The organism is Mycobacterium sp. NGS59, assembly GCF_059812345.1.
This window is the reverse complement of sequence record NZ_JCALCN010000005.1, coordinates 25321-40747: the sequence shown is the minus strand read 5'-3', so window position 1 is coordinate 40747 and position 15427 is coordinate 25321. Positions and strand designations below refer to the sequence as shown.

The window sequence follows — 15427 nt, the reverse complement described above, 5'->3', positions numbered from 1 at the left end:
GTTTTCATTTGCCTCGCCTCGCGCCTATCAGTTGTTGACGTCGTTGTTTTCAATTTTGCAGCCTGTTCGAAAGCAGTATGCCGTGTTGGCATCCAGCTCGCATTTTATGTTGAAAAATGTTGTCAGACTGCGTGTTTCGTAACGGCGTTGTTAAACCCTGCTGTGCGTTTTCCATTCGCCATACGGCAAAGTGTCCAAAACGGTCTTGACCCCGACCTGGACCAGTTGTGGGGTGGCCGGGCAGATGGCCAACCAAGCCTCACCGGATCCGGCCGTCCGGGCCTGCTGGTAGAGGGCGATGCGTCCGCCGGATCCGTCCTTCAAGGACAGCACCGACGCGCTGGGACCCTTCGCGTCGTCGCGGTACTGACGTGCGTAGACGGCCACCTCAGCCGCGGGATCGGACAATGCCTGACCCAGTGCGGCCACGGTGGAGGCACTGATACCCATGCGGCGCAGGTCGCCGCCGGAGAACACGTTGAAGCCTGATTCCTGCCACGACTTGGTGGCCTCGAGCATCTCTTCCAGCGGCACGTTGACGGCGTTGATCGCCGCCGGATCCGCGTGGTGGATCGATTCGAGGCCGTCCATCACCAGCGCGGCGATCGAGGCGGTGTCGGAGACGGTGACGTCGTCGACGGTGATGTCGTTGCCGACTCGAACGGCCGACACCCAATGCTGCCCGCGACGGGCCAATACCACCCGGAACTCGTTGTCGGGGATGTCGCGCGATCCCGGCGGCTGATTCTCGTTGTCGACGACCCCGTAGAGCAGCTTGCCGCGGGAGAGCAACGCGACGACTTCGAGGTCGGGCGCCGCGAGCACCTTCATCCGCGCGGCCACATTCTCGTTGACCGTGTCGCCGACCACGATCCCCTGCTCGCGCATCACCGCCATGCCTGGATGCTCGTTGAGCCAATCGTTGTTGTCCGTGGAGACATACGGCCGGCACCGCAACTCCGGCGCTACGTGCCGGATATCCAGCAACGCTTGCAGCATCCAGAAGCCGTCGACATTGACGGTGATGTCGGTGCGGGTGCTCTGTTGATCCATCCCTACCTCAGTGGTCCGTGAGCGGTCCGAAAGCTGTCCTAGCCATCTTCATCAGCCATCTTCATCCAGTAAACCGCAGGACACGGCAGCACACCGTTTCGCTTGGTGTGCTGCCGTGCCTGTGGTTTCGGTTATCAGGCCCAGCTGGACCCGACGGCGCTGTCGGTCTGCGCCATGTTCTGACCGGCGCTCTGGACCTTCTGGCCGTGGGCGTTGGCCTGCTCGTAGATCACCTGGAAGTTGCGGCCCAGCTGGGCGATGAACTCCTGGCAAGCCACCGAACCGGCGCCGCCCCAGAAGTCACCGGCAGCCAGCACATCGCGAACGATGGCCTGGTGCTCGGCCTCCAGATTGGCGGCCTGGGCGCGAATCAGCGCGCCGTGCGCGTCGACGTCGCCGAACTGGTAATTGATGGTCATGTCTGTTGTCCTCCTGGATTAGAAGCTGATGGGCTGGACTAGCTGGACAGGATCTGCTGCGACGCCTGCTCTTGCTGCTCGTAGTTGTTGGCGTCACGGATCAGACCATCGCGCACCCCGTGCAGCATGTTCACGATGTTGCGGAACGCGGTGTTCATCTGGCCCATGGTGTCCAGCGAGGTGGCCGAAGCCAGACCGCTCCAACCCGCGCCCGAGATGTTCTGCGAGGACGCCCACATACGACGGGCCTCGTCCTCGACGGTCTGCGCGTGAGTCTCGAAACGGCCCGCCATGGCACGCATTGCGTGCGGGTCGGTCATAAAGCGAGTTGCCACTTTAATTCTCCTTGCGATGAATGTCTTACGACTGAATGGTGTTGTTACAACGCGATGGCCGATCAGCGCTACACGCGGGCGTGACCGCCGACCGGGAAATTACGGAGGACCCCCTATTCCGTCAGCCGGCGGCCACCGGGCTGCGTCACGGCCGGAAAGGTGTCGAACCCGAACCCCGTTGTCCGAGTTGACGGCGAATGCAGGTGATCCGAAGTGACGGCCTCCGACCGAGCCGTTCAACCCCGAAATCACCGCCTGCGGAGAGATCGCTGTGATGATTGCGTTCATAGCTGCTCCCTCCTGTCGATGTGTCAGTTCGGTCAGCCTGCGGCTGCCGCGTTGGCGGCCTCGGTGGCCGCGTACGAACCCGAACTGGTGGTCAATGTGTTCACGAACATCTCGTGGATCGCGGCGGCCTGCGCACTGACGGCCTGGTACATCTGCGCGTGGGCCGCGAACTGGGCCGCGGTGAGCGCCGACACCTCATCGGCGGCTGCCGGCACCACCCCGGTGGTGGGAGCCGCCGCGGCCGCATTCTGCGCGCTCATCGTGGTGCCGATACCCTGCAGATTTCCGGCCGCCGCCGCCAGCGCCTCCGGCTGTGTGGTCACGAACGACATGCTGTTTCCTCCCTCAATTCGTCCCAGCAACCGCTCTCTCGCAAGAGAGTAGATGACTGTGTGGCGCCAAGTCGTCTCCGACGGTACCTGTTTGCAGTTGTTCACTTGCCGGTAAAACGAATTCACCAGTCGTAACGACACAGTAACAGCGTCTGACCTGGTTCGGCAGGTGCTCGCGGGAAGCCGTGGCGACCTTCCGGCGCTGATCGGGGCGGACTTCGCTGACCTGAGCTTTTCCTGGCACTCTCACGGCGCGGGGCGAGCTACGCCAGCGTGCCTGCCTCCGGCAATTCCCGTCGACGAATCCGCGCCGGGACAACGGACGGATCGCATCCCGAGCACGGACAATTCAGCGGTCCGAGACGGCACTTTCCGGACTTAGTATTTTGTCCATCCCCGATTATCTTTTCGTTTACTGTCGCGCCATCATTTGTCCATAGTCCGATTTTGTGAACTCGCATATAACTCGTGGCGACATACTGAACTCATACACTTCTTCTGCCGCGAGCGCGGTCGATCCGCAGCCGGAAGCGACAGCATAGTCGCAGCTCAGGACGTTATCTGAAGCCACGCGGTGTACGAAAGTTTAACGATAGTTAGCGAATAGTGAATTGTTCGCGTCATGGGTATCACCGACTCCCGAGGGCGATCTAATGTGTTTCATGTGAATCAGTTCTGCGCTTGACCACCCTCGTGAATCACAGTGATACGATGCCCGACTTTTTCGGACTTCGGCCGATCGACAATTGATCGTTGTCGTTTCCGGACGGTCGGCGATAGACGCGACACACCGATGTGTGCAGCCACCATTCATAACTCACCGGAGGAGTTCTCATGTCGTTCGTACGTACCTATCCCGAGCACCTTGCCGCCGCCGCCAGCAACCTGCAGTCACTTGGCGCGGCGTTGAACGCCGGCAATGCGGCGGCCGCCGGCCCCATCAGCGGCGTGATCCCGGCTGCCATCGACGAGGTGTCGGTGTTGACGGCGGCCCATTTTGCGCTGCGCGGTCAGCGCTTTCAGGAGCTGAGCGCCCAGGCCGCCAGGATCCAGGCTGCGCTGGCCGCGACGCTGGCAACCAGCGGGGGTTCCTACGCCGCGACCGAAGCGGCCAACGCCGTTGCGGCGCTCTGAGCCCCTCGCAGCGTAAGGACTACGGAGCAGTGGTGGATTACGGAGTGTTGCCGCCGGAGATCAACTCGGCGCGCATCTACGGCGGACCGGGTGCTGGTTCCCTGATCGCCGCGTCGACGGCGTGGAGTGACCTGGCCGGGGGAGTTCGCGGCCGCGGCCAGTGGACATCGTTCGGTGATCGAGGCACTGACCAGCGGGCCATGGCTGGGACCGGCGTCGGCGAAGTTGGTGTCGGCGGTATCACCGTTCATCACCTGGCTGAGCAACAGTGCCGAGCAGGCAGCCGAGACTGCGACCGGGACGAGCGCGGCGGCCAGTGCCTACGAGAGGGCGTTCGCGGCCAGCGTCCCGCCGCCGCTGATCGCGTCCAACCGTGCCTTGGTGCAGGAGTTGACCGCCACCAACGTCCTGGGGCAGAACAGCGCGGCGATTTCGCAGCTCGAAGCCCTGTACGCCGAGTATTGGGCGCAGGATGCGGGGGCGATGTACACCTATGCGGGCAGCGCAGCGGCGTCGACCCAGTCGACCGAGTTGACGGCGCCGGCCGACGTAGCCGAGCCGTCGGGGGCTGCCGATCAAGCCATCGCCGTAGCCAGCGCCGCGGGTCAGGGCGTGCAGAACCAACTCGACAGCCTGAGCGCGCAGCTGACCCCGAGGGTCAGCGAAGTGGTGAAGACGCTGTCCTCGCCGCTCAACGGCCAAGGCCCCGCGATCGACGCGTGGATCATCGCCAACACCCCGTTCGACGACATCGTGCCGCTGTACAGCAAGTACCTCTCGGCCTACATCAACTCATTCGCGGCCCTGATTCAGTCGACGCAGACTGTCGGGCAGAACACCAGCGGTTGGTCGGGCATCGGCAACCTCGCGAACACCCTCGGCAAGGACGCCGCCAGTGCGGCGAAGGCCGCCGCCGGAGCCGCGCCCGCGGCCGCGGCGGCGGGCAATGCCGCGGCCAGTGCCGCGCCGGCCGGCCTGGGCGGGATAACCGGAGCCGCCGCGAGCCTGGGTAAAGCGGTGCCGATCGGCGGGTTGTCGGCGCCGGCGAGCTGGATGCCGTGGCATGCCACCACCAACCCGGGTGTGGCCGGCGCGATCCCGGCCGCCGCGGAAAGCGCCAACAGTTTCCCGATGGCTCCGCCGTTCGGCCAGTTCGTCAATGGCGGCTACGGGCGAAATCAGCCGATTTACGGCTTCAAGCCCTCCGTGATGGCCAAGCCGCCGGCCGCCGGTTGACGGCGACCGGATCCAGGGGACAACGCAATGCTCGACTACGGGCTGTTGCCGCCCGAGATCAACTCCGGGCGCATGTACACCGGTCCCGGCTCGGGTCCGATGCTTGCCGCTGCGGCGGCGTGGAGCGGGTTGGCCGCAGATGTGCAATCCGCGGCGGATGGCCATCGGTCGGTGATCACCGAGCTCACCGGCGGGCCGTGGCTCGGGCCGGCGTCAGAGTCACTGGTCGTGGCGGCCACTCCGTTCATTGCCTGGCTGGATGCCAGGGCGGTGGACGCCGGCGAGACGGCAAGCCAGGCGTACGCCGCCGCGACCGCCTACGAGGCGGCTTTCGCGGCCACCGTCCCACCTCCGGTGATCGCCGCCAACCGTGCGCTACTGGCGGCGTTGGTGGCCACCAACTTTCTGGGCCAGAACACCCCGGCGATCGCAGCGACGGAGGCCCTGTACATGGAGTTCTGGGCTCAAGACGCCGCGGCGATGTACAGCTACGCCGATGGTTCGACGGCGGCGTCCGAGTTCACCGAGCTGCCCGAACCGGCCGAAGTGACCGACCCGGCCGGGGTCGTCGACCTCAATGGTGTTGGGACGCAACTAAGTTCGCGAGTCGGCGAGGTGTTGCAGATGCTGTCGTCACCCTTGAACGGGCAAGGCACCGCGATCGACCAGTGGATCATCGCCAACACGCCGTTCGACGACATCGTCCCGCTCTACACCAAGTACATTTCGCCGTACCTGAGCGCTTTTGCGCAGGGTCTGCAAGACACTCTGTTCGTCGGTGACGAGACGGCCGGTTTCGCCAAGCTCGGCAGTCTTGCGAATGATTTCGTCAAGGATGCGGCCACGGCGGCCGAGCAGGCGACGCGGGCGGCCGGACAGGCTGCAGCGGCCGCCGGCAGAAGTCTGGGCGGCGTCACTGCGAACCTGGGCAATGCGCTTCCGATCGGAAAGTTGTCCGCACCGGCGAGCTGGACCATGTCCACTACCCCCACCGCCGCCGGGGCGAGCGCTGTCGGCAACGCCACCGCAGTTCCGGCCGCCGCCGAAGGTGCAGTCCGCGGCGGTGTCCCGATGACCGGACCGCTCGGGCAGTTCGTCAACGGTGGCAACGGCCGAAAGACCCCGGCCTATGGGCACCGGCTGACCTTCATGACCAGGCCACCGGCGGCCGGCTAGACGGGCGGCGCTTTCGTACTGCGCTACACCTACTTGCGCACCTCGGTGGCCGCCACCTGCACGAAGACGCCGGTGTCCTCGGCCATCAACAGTCCTCGACCGCGAGGCAGCGGGCCGCCCTTCATCTTGCCGCGGATGAAGCCTTCGTCCGGGTCGGCATCCATCACCAGCAGTGGCGCATTCGCCTGATGCAGGGCCCGCAGCATCGGGTCGCTGCCCGCCGACGACCAACCGCCGAAGGTACGGGTCACGATGACGTGCAGACCGACGTCGGCAGCCCGGTTCACGAACGGAACGGCCTTGTGCAACGGCGAGTCGAAGCCCGGCGGCAGCTGCTGGATGTCGTCGACGATCAGGAAGATCTCCGGACCGCTCCACCACGATCGCGACAACAGCTCCTCGGCGGACAGACCCGGCGGCGGCTCGCGGCCGGCCAGTGCCGCCGACAACTCGCCCATCATCGCCACCACACCGTCGAGGTTGTAGGCGAACTTCTCCACGTACTCGGAACCCAGTGTGGTCAGCAGCTGACGGCGCGGATCGACCAGCCACACCTGAGCGGACCGGCGTCCGGGCGGCGGGGGCGGCGCGCTGGTCGCGCCGGGCGCGTACAGCCGTCCGATTTCGGACATGATCGTCGCGAGCGTGGTCGTCCGGCCACATTCGCGACGCCCGGTAACCATCAGATGCGAGTTCTCGGCGAAGTTGAGGTAGACCGGCTGCAGGTCCAATTCCGATATCGCCCAAGCGATTCCGCCGGCACCGACACCCTGGCGGGTGTCCCGCGCCGCCAGCTCGCGCACCTGCTCGACACCGAACCGCGCCGGCAGGCGACGCACCGGCGGTGCGGCGGCCGTGGTGAGCCGGCTGACCGCCTCGACAACACTGTTGCTCTCGAAGACGTTGTCGGGGGTCGCCGACAGCGCCGGGCGAGCCACCAGAGTGTGCAGACCCGCTTGCGGGTCGCTGTCCAACCGCACGTAGTTGACCGCCACCATGCCGCGGCCCGGCTTCACCGGGACGTCCTTGGCGAACCGGGAGCGGACCAGCTTCGCGTCTTCGACCGCGGCCAGACGCAGCTCCACCCGCGAACCGAAACCGCTGCGCACCGGTGGCCGCAATTCGGATTCCCGGTCGGCGGTGACCACCACGTGCACACCGAACGAGGGACCCTGGTTGATGATCACGTTGACCTGGTCGATCAACACCTCGTTTTCCTCGGCCAGCGCCCGGTAGTTGTCGATCACCAGGTAGACGTCACCGAACCCGTCGTTGGGCACCGGACCGACTTCCCCGCCGAACTTGCGGCGCCGGAACATCTCCATCGAGGCGATGCCGTATTCGAGGAAGCTGCGCTTGCGCTCGCGCACCAGCGCCAGCAGCTCTGCCACCGTCCGGCGTACCCCGTACGGGTCGGTGGGACCGGCTACCTCACCGACGTGCGGCAACTGCGCCACCGTGGTCAGCGCCGTGCTGCTGTAGGCCAGGCAGTAGAACTGCACCTGCTCGGGGGTGTGGGTAAGCGCCGCCGAGCAGATCAGGGTCTGCAGGGCGGTGGTCTTGCCGGATCCACCGGCGCCCAGGATCAGCACGTTGGAGCCGGGGCCCGAGGTGTCGACCGTCCACGGCGGTTGGTCGTGCTTGAACGGGCGGTCGATGATCCCGATCGGGAACACCAGGTTGCGGACCGAACCGTAGTCCTTGTGCCACGGGTGACCGAGGAAGCGGTTGACCAGCTCGTCGATGGGGACGGGCTGGGTCAGCGGCGGCTGCCACAACCGGTAGGGCTCGAACTTGATCTTGCGCAGCTGATCGATGATCACCGTGCCGACCTTCGGTGTCCGGATCGCTTCTTCTTCCTCGTCGGGTTCCTCAGTCCCGATGCCGATCACCTCGCCGTTGGAGAAACCGTTCACCGATTCCACGGTGGGACCGCCGACGCTGACTTCCATCGGCGTGAACGAGTTGGTGAACAGTTGCGGGCGGACGTAGTCGATGTTGTGCACCAACACCGGCGCTTCCTCGCCGTCGACGCTCGAGATGCGGAAATAGTCCCGCCACAGGAACTCGGCCTGGAAGCGGATGACGTCTTCCAGGCTCTTGCGGAAGTAGCCCAGTCCGGCCTGTGCGGGCAGGTTCACGGCGTTGGGCACACCGGCCGCCTGTGCGGCACCGGCGGTACGGGCTTTCAGCACCAGCCGGTAACCCATGTTCTCCATGAGCTTCTCGGCGCGGCTCTCGATGGTCTGCGAGGCCATCATCAGATGGATCCAGTACGCGCGGCCCTGCCGGCCGATCGAGTCGAGCACGTCGACCGCGGTCGGCATGATCCGGAACCACTCGTAGAACTCGTCGATCACCACGACCAGCATCGGCAGCGGTGCCATGTCCTGGCCACGGGCGCGCATCCTGGTTCGCACCGAGTTGTATTCCTTGGCGTCGTCCACGCCGGCGCTGTCGCAGATGGCTTTGCGGCGCGCAATCTCACCCCACAACGCGTCCAGGAAACGCTCCATCAGCGCCTGGTCTTCTTCCAGGTCGGTGATGATGCGCGAGACGTGCGGGACCCCGGCGAACGGCTTGACCGCCGATCCACCCTTGAGGTCGGCCAGCACGAACTGCAGCTCTTCGGGCGGGTGGCCGAGCATCAGCGACTCGATCACCGTCCGCACCAGCGTCGACTTACCGGAACCGGTGGTACCCGACATGACGCCGTGCGGACCGTCGCCGCCTTCGTCCAGCGATTTCATGTCCAGGAACAGCAGCTCGCCGTTGTCCGAGCGGTTTCCGAACGGTACGCGCAGCCTGGAGCGGCCCATCGTGTCGGTGCGGCTACCCCACAGGTCTTCGAAGTCGATCCCGGAGGGATCGCTGATCCCGTAGTAGGACAAGATGTCGCGGGCACCGATGTGCGCCACCCGCTGGCCGATCTCCTCGTAGGCCTCGGCCAGCCGCCATTGGGCCAGCTTCTGGCCGAACTCTTCGGCCTCGGCGATGCTCATCTGGTCGGTGAGCGCGAAGAACCACGCCTTGTCGTCGATGACCATCCAGGTGTCACGGTCGCGGGGCAGCGCCTCGATCACGCCGATCTTGTCGAACTGCAGCTTGCGCTCGGGCACTCCGGTCCACATCGGCGAGCCGGTCAGGTCGAAGAACGTCACGCCGTCCACGCCCTCGGCGCTGATCACGTACTCCCATTGCGGGTCGTCGACGTCGGCGATGATCACGTGGTGCGGGGTGGGGGTCTGCGCCGAAGAACTCGCGTGCCGGGGCGTGAACGAGCCCCGGCCGGCGAACAGTTCGGCCTGTTCGGCGGCGAATTCGCGAACCGAGCTGTACACCATGCGCGCGTTGCCCGCGGCGTCGTGGCGTCGTGCGTCGCCGAAGTGCGGCAGCCACTTGACCCAGTCCCACTCCTCCAGATCGGAGCTGACGATGATGAACTGCATGTGGTCGGGGCCGTGCGAGAAGGTCAGCTGACAGATGATCGACCGCATCAGCGCCAGGACCTGTTCGCGGTCGCCGACCAGCGCGTACCAGGGCTCGACGAGCACCGAGATCATCTTCGGCAGGTTGTAGACGACGCTCTGGTAGCGACCGAACTCCTGCAGCGCCTTGCCGGTCACCGGCTCCAGCTCGATGTCGGTCGGCATGTTCTGCGGCTCGCCCCAGGTCACCTCGGGACGGGTCATGCCGACGCCGACCCGGACCACCCCGAAGTTGAGGTCTTTGCCGTCCGGCTTGCGCTCCCACATCCGGGACGAACCCACCGCGGCGGACAGGGTGTCGGGCGCGGGATGGAACCACCGGTAGTTGGCGTCCATGCTGTCGGCGGACTCCTGGGCGGTCTCCCGCAGCATGTCCAGCATCAGCATGAACTGGGCCCGCATGGCGTCCAGCTTCGGCCGGCTCATCTGCTGCCCGCCGCCGCCGAACCGGCCGCCGAACATCATCATCATCATGCCGCCGACCATGAAGATCGGGAAGATCGAGCCGACACCACCGAACACGTGCGAGCCGCTGGCAAAGGTCATCGCCACCATGCCGCCGAGCAGGCCGATCACCACGACGCCGACCACGATCAACCACCATGGTTTGCCCTCGGGCGGCGGAATGCTCAACGGCGTCGGAAGAACGATGTTCTCCGGCTTGATTACCGGCGGCTTCTCCGGGGTCGGTCGGGCAAAACCACGTTTCACTTCGGTACCACCAACTCTGCAGGGGTCATGTCAATCGGTAGCGTGTCGTGCTCCACCAGGGCGTCCGCGCGGGACAGTGTCGGACCCTGCGGCAACAACCGCAGCGCCACCCACGGCGCCAAGCTCGGCTGCAGGGTCAGGCCCAGCGCCTCGCGTGCTTCCTTGGTGTCGTCCACCCCGAATCGCGCGCCCGCATTGGTCAGCCACCACAACGACTCGGTGGTCTGGGCTCCCGGGTGGTTGCCGGTGACAGCCACGAAGTTCGCATAGTTGGGGCCGAAGTAGACCTGGTCGGCCTCGCGTCCGCTCATGTCCGCCTTCACCAGGCTGACCAGATGGTTCATCTCGCTGGCCTTGATCGGCAGGGTCGGCCCGGACACCACCTGAATGCGCGCGCGGGTCTCACCGGCGGTCCGTTCCCACCACCAGCAGGTGGACGGGTTCTCCCGGATGTCCAGCACGTTCAACGGCTCGTTCGGGTACGCCGACAGGTCGATCCGGTTGACCACCGGCATCTTGGCCAGTGCCGAAGGTTCGACCGTCACGGGCTTGGTGTTGCCCGGGTGCCCGGCGTTCTGCAGGATCTGGGCCACCAGCGACGGCATGGTCTGCACACCGTCCTCCAACACCAGCGAATATTGTTGCGGCCCACTGATTTGCGGCGTGACCAGAATCGTTCCGACAGGGCCGGGCGCGCCGGGGAAGGTCGCCGGGGCACCCGCCTTGGGTACCTCGGGGACCAACAGCTCCGGGCCGACGGGCAGGGCGTCGTAAAGGGCGTGACTCATCGGTCGCGCCTGACTGACCTGCTCCGGGGTCACGCCGAGCGGCAACAACACCGACCGGTCGGTGGCGTCGATCTTGGAGCGGCGTCCCTCACGGATCACCCAGGTGCTACCGCCATAGCTGAGCACCACGGCATCCGACCCGTTGAGTATCCGGCGGTGACCGCTCATGTCCGGGGTGCCGTCGATGACGGTCACGGTCACACCGGCCGGGGAAGCCATACCGCCGGACGTGCCGCCCACCGTGTCGCAGACCAGCCACGACGAGGCGGACGGGTTCTTGGGCGTGAACGAAGACGGAGCGCCGGGGATCCCGACCAGCGGTCCGTGCGGCATGCCCGCGATCTGGCTGCTCCGGACCTGGTGCGGATTGTCCGGTCGACCGGCGATCAGCCGTGCCGACGCCAGGTTCAGCGCCGGGTACAGCCGGTCGCCGACCTTCACGTACAGCGCCCCCGAGTCACGGTCTGCGATGATCGGCGCGTCGTTGATCTGGCCCGCGGGACTGATGAACGAGTACAGCAAGGCGCCCAGGCAGATGACCAGGGCGGCGGAGACGGAGGCGACGACGGCCAGCGTCTGACGGCGGCCGGGCTCGATCTCCATGCGCACCCGCCACCGGGTCAGCGCCATCGCGGTGCGGCGGGCCAGGAATTGGTAACCCGTTACCTGGGTCCGCGTCGACAATCCCAGGCCGTACCCCGACCCTCGCTGTCCGCGGCTATGTTCAGCCACGTTCGATCACCTTTCGGTTGTGCAAAACACCTGGATACAGGCCCTCGCGGTGAGATTCATCGATAACCGTAGGGCACCCGCAGAGACCTCGCACGCGGGCAGTGGCGTCCGAAGACCCGCGTTGCTTCCCCCACGGTATTGATCGTGTCTTCATTGGGCATCGCTTCTTCACTGGCATGGTAGCCGCGAATGGTCGTGTCGGCGCGCTAAGTCGCGGACTGCCGGGTTCTCCGCGATGAGCTGCGGGTAGCAAGATTGCCGACATGACTGAGCTCGCGCCATCTCTTGTCGAACTCGCTCGGCGCTTCGGTATCGCCACCAGTTACCAGGACTGGTCCAACCGGCAGGTGAGCGTCTCCGAAGGCACGTTGGTGGCGGTGCTCGGGGCCCTGGGCGTCCCCGCGAGTACCGAGCAGGAACGCAACGCGGCCCTGGACGCCGAACGGCGCGCGTACTGGCAACGACCGCTGCCGCCGACCATCGTCGGGCGTGCCGGCGCCCAGACGCGGTTCTGGGTGCACGTCACCCACGGGGCTCCCGCGGAGGTGTGGGTGCAGCTCGAGGACGGAACCGAACGCCGCGGGATCGTGCAGCTGGACAATTTCACGCCGCCGTTCGACCTGGACGGGCGCTTGGTCGGCGAGGCCAGCTTCGCGTTGCCCGGCGACATTCCGCTCGGCTACCACCGCGTGCATCTGCGATCCGGCGAGTATGAGGCCAGCACCGCTCTGATCGTGACTCCGGACTGGCTGGGACTGCCGGAGACGCTCGGCACCCGTCGGGCCTGGGGACTGGCCACGCAGCTGTACAGCGTGCGCTCGCGCCGGTCCTGGGGCGTCGGCGACCTGACCGACCTGGCGGATCTGGCGTTGTGGTCGGCTTCGGTGCACGGCGCCGACTACCTATTGGTCAATCCCCTGCACGCGGCGGCGCCCGGGCATCCCATGGAGCCATCCCCCTATCTGCCCACCTCGCGGCGCTACGTCAACCCCCTCTACCTGCGCGTCGAGGCGATACCGGAGTTCGCCGACCTGCCCAAGCACCGCCGGGTGCGGGAGCTGCGCACCCAGGTACAGCAGCGCACCGCCCGGCTCGACGCCATCGACCGCGACAGCGCGTGGGCCGCCAAGCAGGAGGCGCTGCGACTTGTGCACCGGGTCCCGCGATCGGCCGGCCGTGAACTGTCCTACGCCGCCTTCTGCGCCCGTGAGGGCCGCGCCCTGGACGACTTCGCCACCTGGTGCGCACTCGCCGAGAAACACGGCGGCGACTGGCATCGCTGGCCGAAGTCGCTGAGGCACCCCAGCGGCGACGGCGTCGCCAAGTTCGTCAGGAAGAACGGGCAGGCGGTGGACTTCCACCGTTGGCTGCAGTGGCAACTGGACGAGCAACTGGCCGCGGCTCAGTCCCAGGCCGTACGGGCCGGCATGGCGCTGGGCATCATGCACGACCTGGCGGTCGGGGTGCATCCCGACGGTGCCGACGCGTGGGCCCTGCAGGACGTGCTGGCGCTGGGCGTGACCGCGGGCGCGCCGCCGGACGAGTTCAATCAGCTCGGCCAGGACTGGTCGCAGCCGCCGTGGCGGCCCGACCGGCTCGAAGAGTCGGAGTACCGGCCGTTCCGGTCGCTGATCCGCGCGGTGCTGCGGCACGCCGGCGGCGTCCGGATCGACCACATCATCGGACTGTTCCGGCTGTGGTGGATCCCGAGCGGCGCACCGCCCACCGACGGAACGTACATCCGCTACGACCACGAGGCGATGATCGGCATCGTGGCGCTGGAGGCCCGACGGGCCGGGGCGGTCGTCGTCGGCGAGGATCTGGGCACCGTAGAACCGTGGGTGCGTGACTACTTATTACTGCGCGGGCTGCTGGGCACCTCGATCCTGTGGTTCGAGCAGGACGAGTCGACGGGTGGGCCGCTGCCCGCCGAGCGCTGGCGAGAATGCTGCCTGTCGTCGGTCACCACGCACGACCTGCCGCCGACCGCCGGCTATCTGGCCGGCGACCACGTCCGGTTGCGGGAATCCCTGGCGTTGCTGACCCGCCCGGTCGAGGCGGAGCTGGAGGCCGCAGCGACCGAACGGGCGGCGTGGTTGGTCGAGTTGCGCCGCGTCGGTCTCCTCGCCGACGGCGAAGATCGTCCCGAAGAGCTGATTTTGGCGCTGCACCGCTACCTGGGCCGCACCCCGTCGCGGCTACTGGGCGTGGCCCTCACGGATGCGATCGGCGATCGGCGCACCCAGAATCAGCCCGGCACCACCGACGAGTACCCGAACTGGCGGATTCCACTGGCCGACCCCGACGGCCGTCCGGTGCTGCTCGAAGACGTCTTCACCGACGGCAGGGCGGCCCGGCTGCTCGAGGCGGTGCGCGCCGGGCTATGACCTCCCCGACAGCCGACCGGGCGGCGCTGAGCGACCTGGTGCACCGCTACGCCGCCTACGTCGACGACCGCCAGTTCGATTCGATAGCAACACTTTTCACCGATAGCGCCGAGCTGGCGGTGCCGGATCCGCCGACCTCGCTGCAGCCGATTCACTTCCATCGGGGCCATAGCGCCATCGTCGAGGCGGTGACGGCCGTGGCCCGGGTGGACCGCACCGAACATGCGATCGTCGGCGAGGTCTATCACCAAGGACAGCCCGGCCACGCGCGGGGACGCATCACCTGCATCGCGCACCACTGGAGTCGGCGCGCAGACGAGGTGGTCGATGTCGTGTGGCATCTGCGCTACGACGACCACTACGTACTCACCGACGCCGGATGGCGGATGAGCCACCGGGCCTTGACGATCAACGCGATCGAGAGCAGTCCGGTGCGCTGGTTGCTCCCTCCGTGATGGTGCCAGGACCGCTGAACCCGTTTGTGCAAAACGCATTTCGGGTATTTTCTCGATGCTGCCACCTTGATGACCGGGGCGGTCGCCGGCCAAAACTGCAGAGGAGATGCGCATGGACGATGCCGCAGCCGACTCCGCCGGTCGGCAACCCCACGACTCGATGCAGGCGCTGGACGAGTTCGAAGACGACGTCGAACGGGCACCGGCACTGGTCGTGATCGCAGGTGGCGTCCTGGCGTTCGTGGTATCGGTAGCGACATTCGCCCTGGGACATGTCAGCATCGGGATCGCCGCGGCCAGCGGCGGAATGTTGATCTTGAGCGCCGGGCTATCCTGGCTCGCCATGGAACGCCGGCGGGTTCGCGACGCCGAACGGGACATGCACTTCGACGACCCCGCGCACCCGGGACGGGCGTGACGGAAAGCTCAGCGCCTTAACGTAATTCGGCCAGATTGTCCACCGACTTGCGCACGTCGGAGCGCAACACCCGGGCCACCACCCGTCCGACGGGCCCGCTCAGCACTCCCCCGCTCAGATCCGCGGTGAGATCGAACTTCGAACCCGGGTCCTTCGGTGTCACCTGCATGGCGACCGTGATGCGGATCCCGCCTCGGCCGCGCCCTTTGAGCTCAATGGATTTCGGCTCGTCGTACTCCGTCACTTCCCAGTGCACGACGTTGCGGAAGCCCTTGACCTTGATGCACGACGAGACGCAGGTGCCCTTTTCGATGGTGTCCGGGACCTCGCCTCGCCAGCCGTTGAAAATGGTCATCCATTCGTCGAAGCGCTGCAGATCGGAAGCCAGCTTCCAGGCGGCTTCGGGGTCTACCTCCGAGGTCGTCGAAACATCTACGCGTGCCAACTGATCCGCTCCTCATCTGCCGTCGACGTC

13 protein-coding genes and 1 pseudogene are annotated in these 15427 nt (G+C 66.4%); 7 read left to right on the top strand and 7 right to left on the bottom strand.

What is annotated here, in order from left to right:
* Window positions 1-150: 150 nt before the first annotated feature.
* From AC5Y46_RS08035 to AC5Y46_RS08020, 4 genes are all read right to left on the bottom strand, one after another.
* Window positions 151-1053 (bottom strand): ESX secretion-associated protein EspG, encoded by a 903-nt coding sequence (locus AC5Y46_RS08035; protein WP_499942464.1) that lies wholly within the window; start codon window positions 1051-1053, stop codon window positions 151-153.
* 134 nt (window positions 1054-1187) lie between these two features.
* Window positions 1188-1472, bottom strand: coding sequence for a WXG100 family type VII secretion target (locus AC5Y46_RS08030; RefSeq protein ID WP_499942466.1), 285 nt, complete (start codon window positions 1470-1472; stop codon window positions 1188-1190).
* Between the two features lie 38 nt (window positions 1473-1510).
* Window positions 1511-1807 carry a WXG100 family type VII secretion target gene (locus AC5Y46_RS08025; RefSeq protein ID WP_499942468.1) on the bottom strand — a complete coding sequence of 99 codons (297 nt, stop codon included), beginning with the start codon at window positions 1805-1807 and terminating at the stop codon, window positions 1511-1513.
* A 320-nt stretch (window positions 1808-2127) separates the two neighbouring features.
* On the bottom strand, window positions 2128-2427 hold the full coding sequence (locus tag AC5Y46_RS08020) for a type VII secretion system ESX-5 target PE19 (RefSeq protein ID WP_036361188.1): 300 nt from the start codon (window positions 2425-2427) through the stop codon (window positions 2128-2130).
* Between the two features lie 834 nt (window positions 2428-3261).
* Here AC5Y46_RS08020 and AC5Y46_RS08015 point away from each other — a divergent pair.
* From AC5Y46_RS08015 to AC5Y46_RS08000, 4 genes and pseudogenes are all read left to right on the top strand, one after another.
* Window positions 3262-3561, top strand: coding sequence for a PE family protein (locus AC5Y46_RS08015; protein ID WP_499942471.1), 300 nt, complete (start codon window positions 3262-3264; stop codon window positions 3559-3561).
* 29 nt (window positions 3562-3590) lie between these two features.
* Window positions 3591-3653 (top strand): annotated as a pseudogene (locus tag AC5Y46_RS08010) (hypothetical protein); the annotation flags it as partial.
* 34 nt (window positions 3654-3687) lie between these two features.
* Window positions 3688-4797, top strand: coding sequence for a PPE family protein (locus AC5Y46_RS08005; RefSeq protein ID WP_499942473.1), 1110 nt, complete (start codon window positions 3688-3690; stop codon window positions 4795-4797).
* A 27-nt stretch (window positions 4798-4824) separates the two neighbouring features.
* Complete coding sequence (locus AC5Y46_RS08000; RefSeq protein WP_499942474.1) at window positions 4825-5973, top strand: PPE family protein; 1149 nt, start codon at window positions 4825-4827, stop codon at window positions 5971-5973.
* A 29-nt stretch (window positions 5974-6002) separates the two neighbouring features.
* Here AC5Y46_RS08000 and eccCa read toward each other — a convergent pair whose 3' ends face one another.
* Complete coding sequence (gene eccCa, locus AC5Y46_RS07995; RefSeq protein ID WP_499942478.1) at window positions 6003-10172, bottom strand: type VII secretion protein EccCa; 4170 nt, start codon at window positions 10170-10172, stop codon at window positions 6003-6005.
* Window positions 10169-11692, bottom strand: a complete 1524-nt coding sequence (eccB, locus tag AC5Y46_RS07990) for a type VII secretion protein EccB (RefSeq protein ID WP_499990634.1) — start codon at window positions 11690-11692, stop codon at window positions 10169-10171. Before eccB ends, eccCa begins: the two co-directional genes overlap by 4 nt.
* Before the next feature lie 263 nt (window positions 11693-11955).
* On the opposite strand from eccB, the gene malQ reads away from it, so the two are divergent.
* The 3 genes from malQ to AC5Y46_RS07975 all read left to right on the top strand — a co-directional run bounded on the left by malQ (window position 11956) and on the right by AC5Y46_RS07975 (window position 14952).
* Window positions 11956-14079 (top strand): 4-alpha-glucanotransferase, encoded by a 2124-nt coding sequence (gene malQ / locus AC5Y46_RS07985; RefSeq protein ID WP_499990633.1) that lies wholly within the window; start codon window positions 11956-11958, stop codon window positions 14077-14079.
* Window positions 14076-14534 carry a nuclear transport factor 2 family protein gene (locus AC5Y46_RS07980; protein ID WP_499990631.1) on the top strand — a complete coding sequence of 153 codons (459 nt, stop codon included), beginning with the start codon at window positions 14076-14078 and terminating at the stop codon, window positions 14532-14534. The genes malQ and AC5Y46_RS07980 overlap by 4 nt, the downstream gene beginning before the upstream one ends.
* A 112-nt stretch (window positions 14535-14646) precedes the next feature.
* A complete protein-coding gene (locus AC5Y46_RS07975; RefSeq protein ID WP_499990630.1) occupies window positions 14647-14952 on the top strand; it encodes a LapA family protein in 306 nt (101 codons plus the stop codon).
* A gap of 16 nt (window positions 14953-14968) precedes the next feature.
* On the opposite strand, the gene AC5Y46_RS07970 is transcribed toward AC5Y46_RS07975, so the two are convergent.
* A complete protein-coding gene (locus AC5Y46_RS07970) occupies window positions 14969-15397 on the bottom strand; it encodes a type II toxin-antitoxin system Rv0910 family toxin (RefSeq protein ID WP_499942488.1) in 429 nt (142 codons plus the stop codon).
* Window positions 15398-15427: the final 30 nt, after the last annotated feature.

Bases quoted from the DNA above. Each gene is read 5' to 3' on its own strand.
- AC5Y46_RS08035 (WP_499942464.1), bottom strand. From the start codon at position 1,053: ATGGATCAACAGAGCACCCGCACCGACATCACCGTCAATGTCGACGGC.
- AC5Y46_RS08030 (WP_499942466.1), bottom strand. From the start codon at position 1,472: ATGACCATCAATTACCAGTTCGGCGACGTCGACGCGCACGGCGCGCTG.
- AC5Y46_RS08020 (WP_036361188.1), bottom strand. From the start codon at position 2,427: ATGTCGTTCGTGACCACACAGCCGGAGGCGCTGGCGGCGGCGGCCGGA.
- AC5Y46_RS08015 (WP_499942471.1), top strand. From the start codon at position 3,262: ATGTCGTTCGTACGTACCTATCCCGAGCACCTTGCCGCCGCCGCCAGC.
- AC5Y46_RS08000 (WP_499942474.1), top strand. From the start codon at position 4,825: ATGCTCGACTACGGGCTGTTGCCGCCCGAGATCAACTCCGGGCGCATG.
- malQ (WP_499990633.1), top strand. From the start codon at position 11,956: ATGACTGAGCTCGCGCCATCTCTTGTCGAACTCGCTCGGCGCTTCGGT.
- AC5Y46_RS07980 (WP_499990631.1), top strand. From the start codon at position 14,076: ATGACCTCCCCGACAGCCGACCGGGCGGCGCTGAGCGACCTGGTGCAC.
- AC5Y46_RS07975 (WP_499990630.1), top strand. From the start codon at position 14,647: ATGGACGATGCCGCAGCCGACTCCGCCGGTCGGCAACCCCACGACTCG.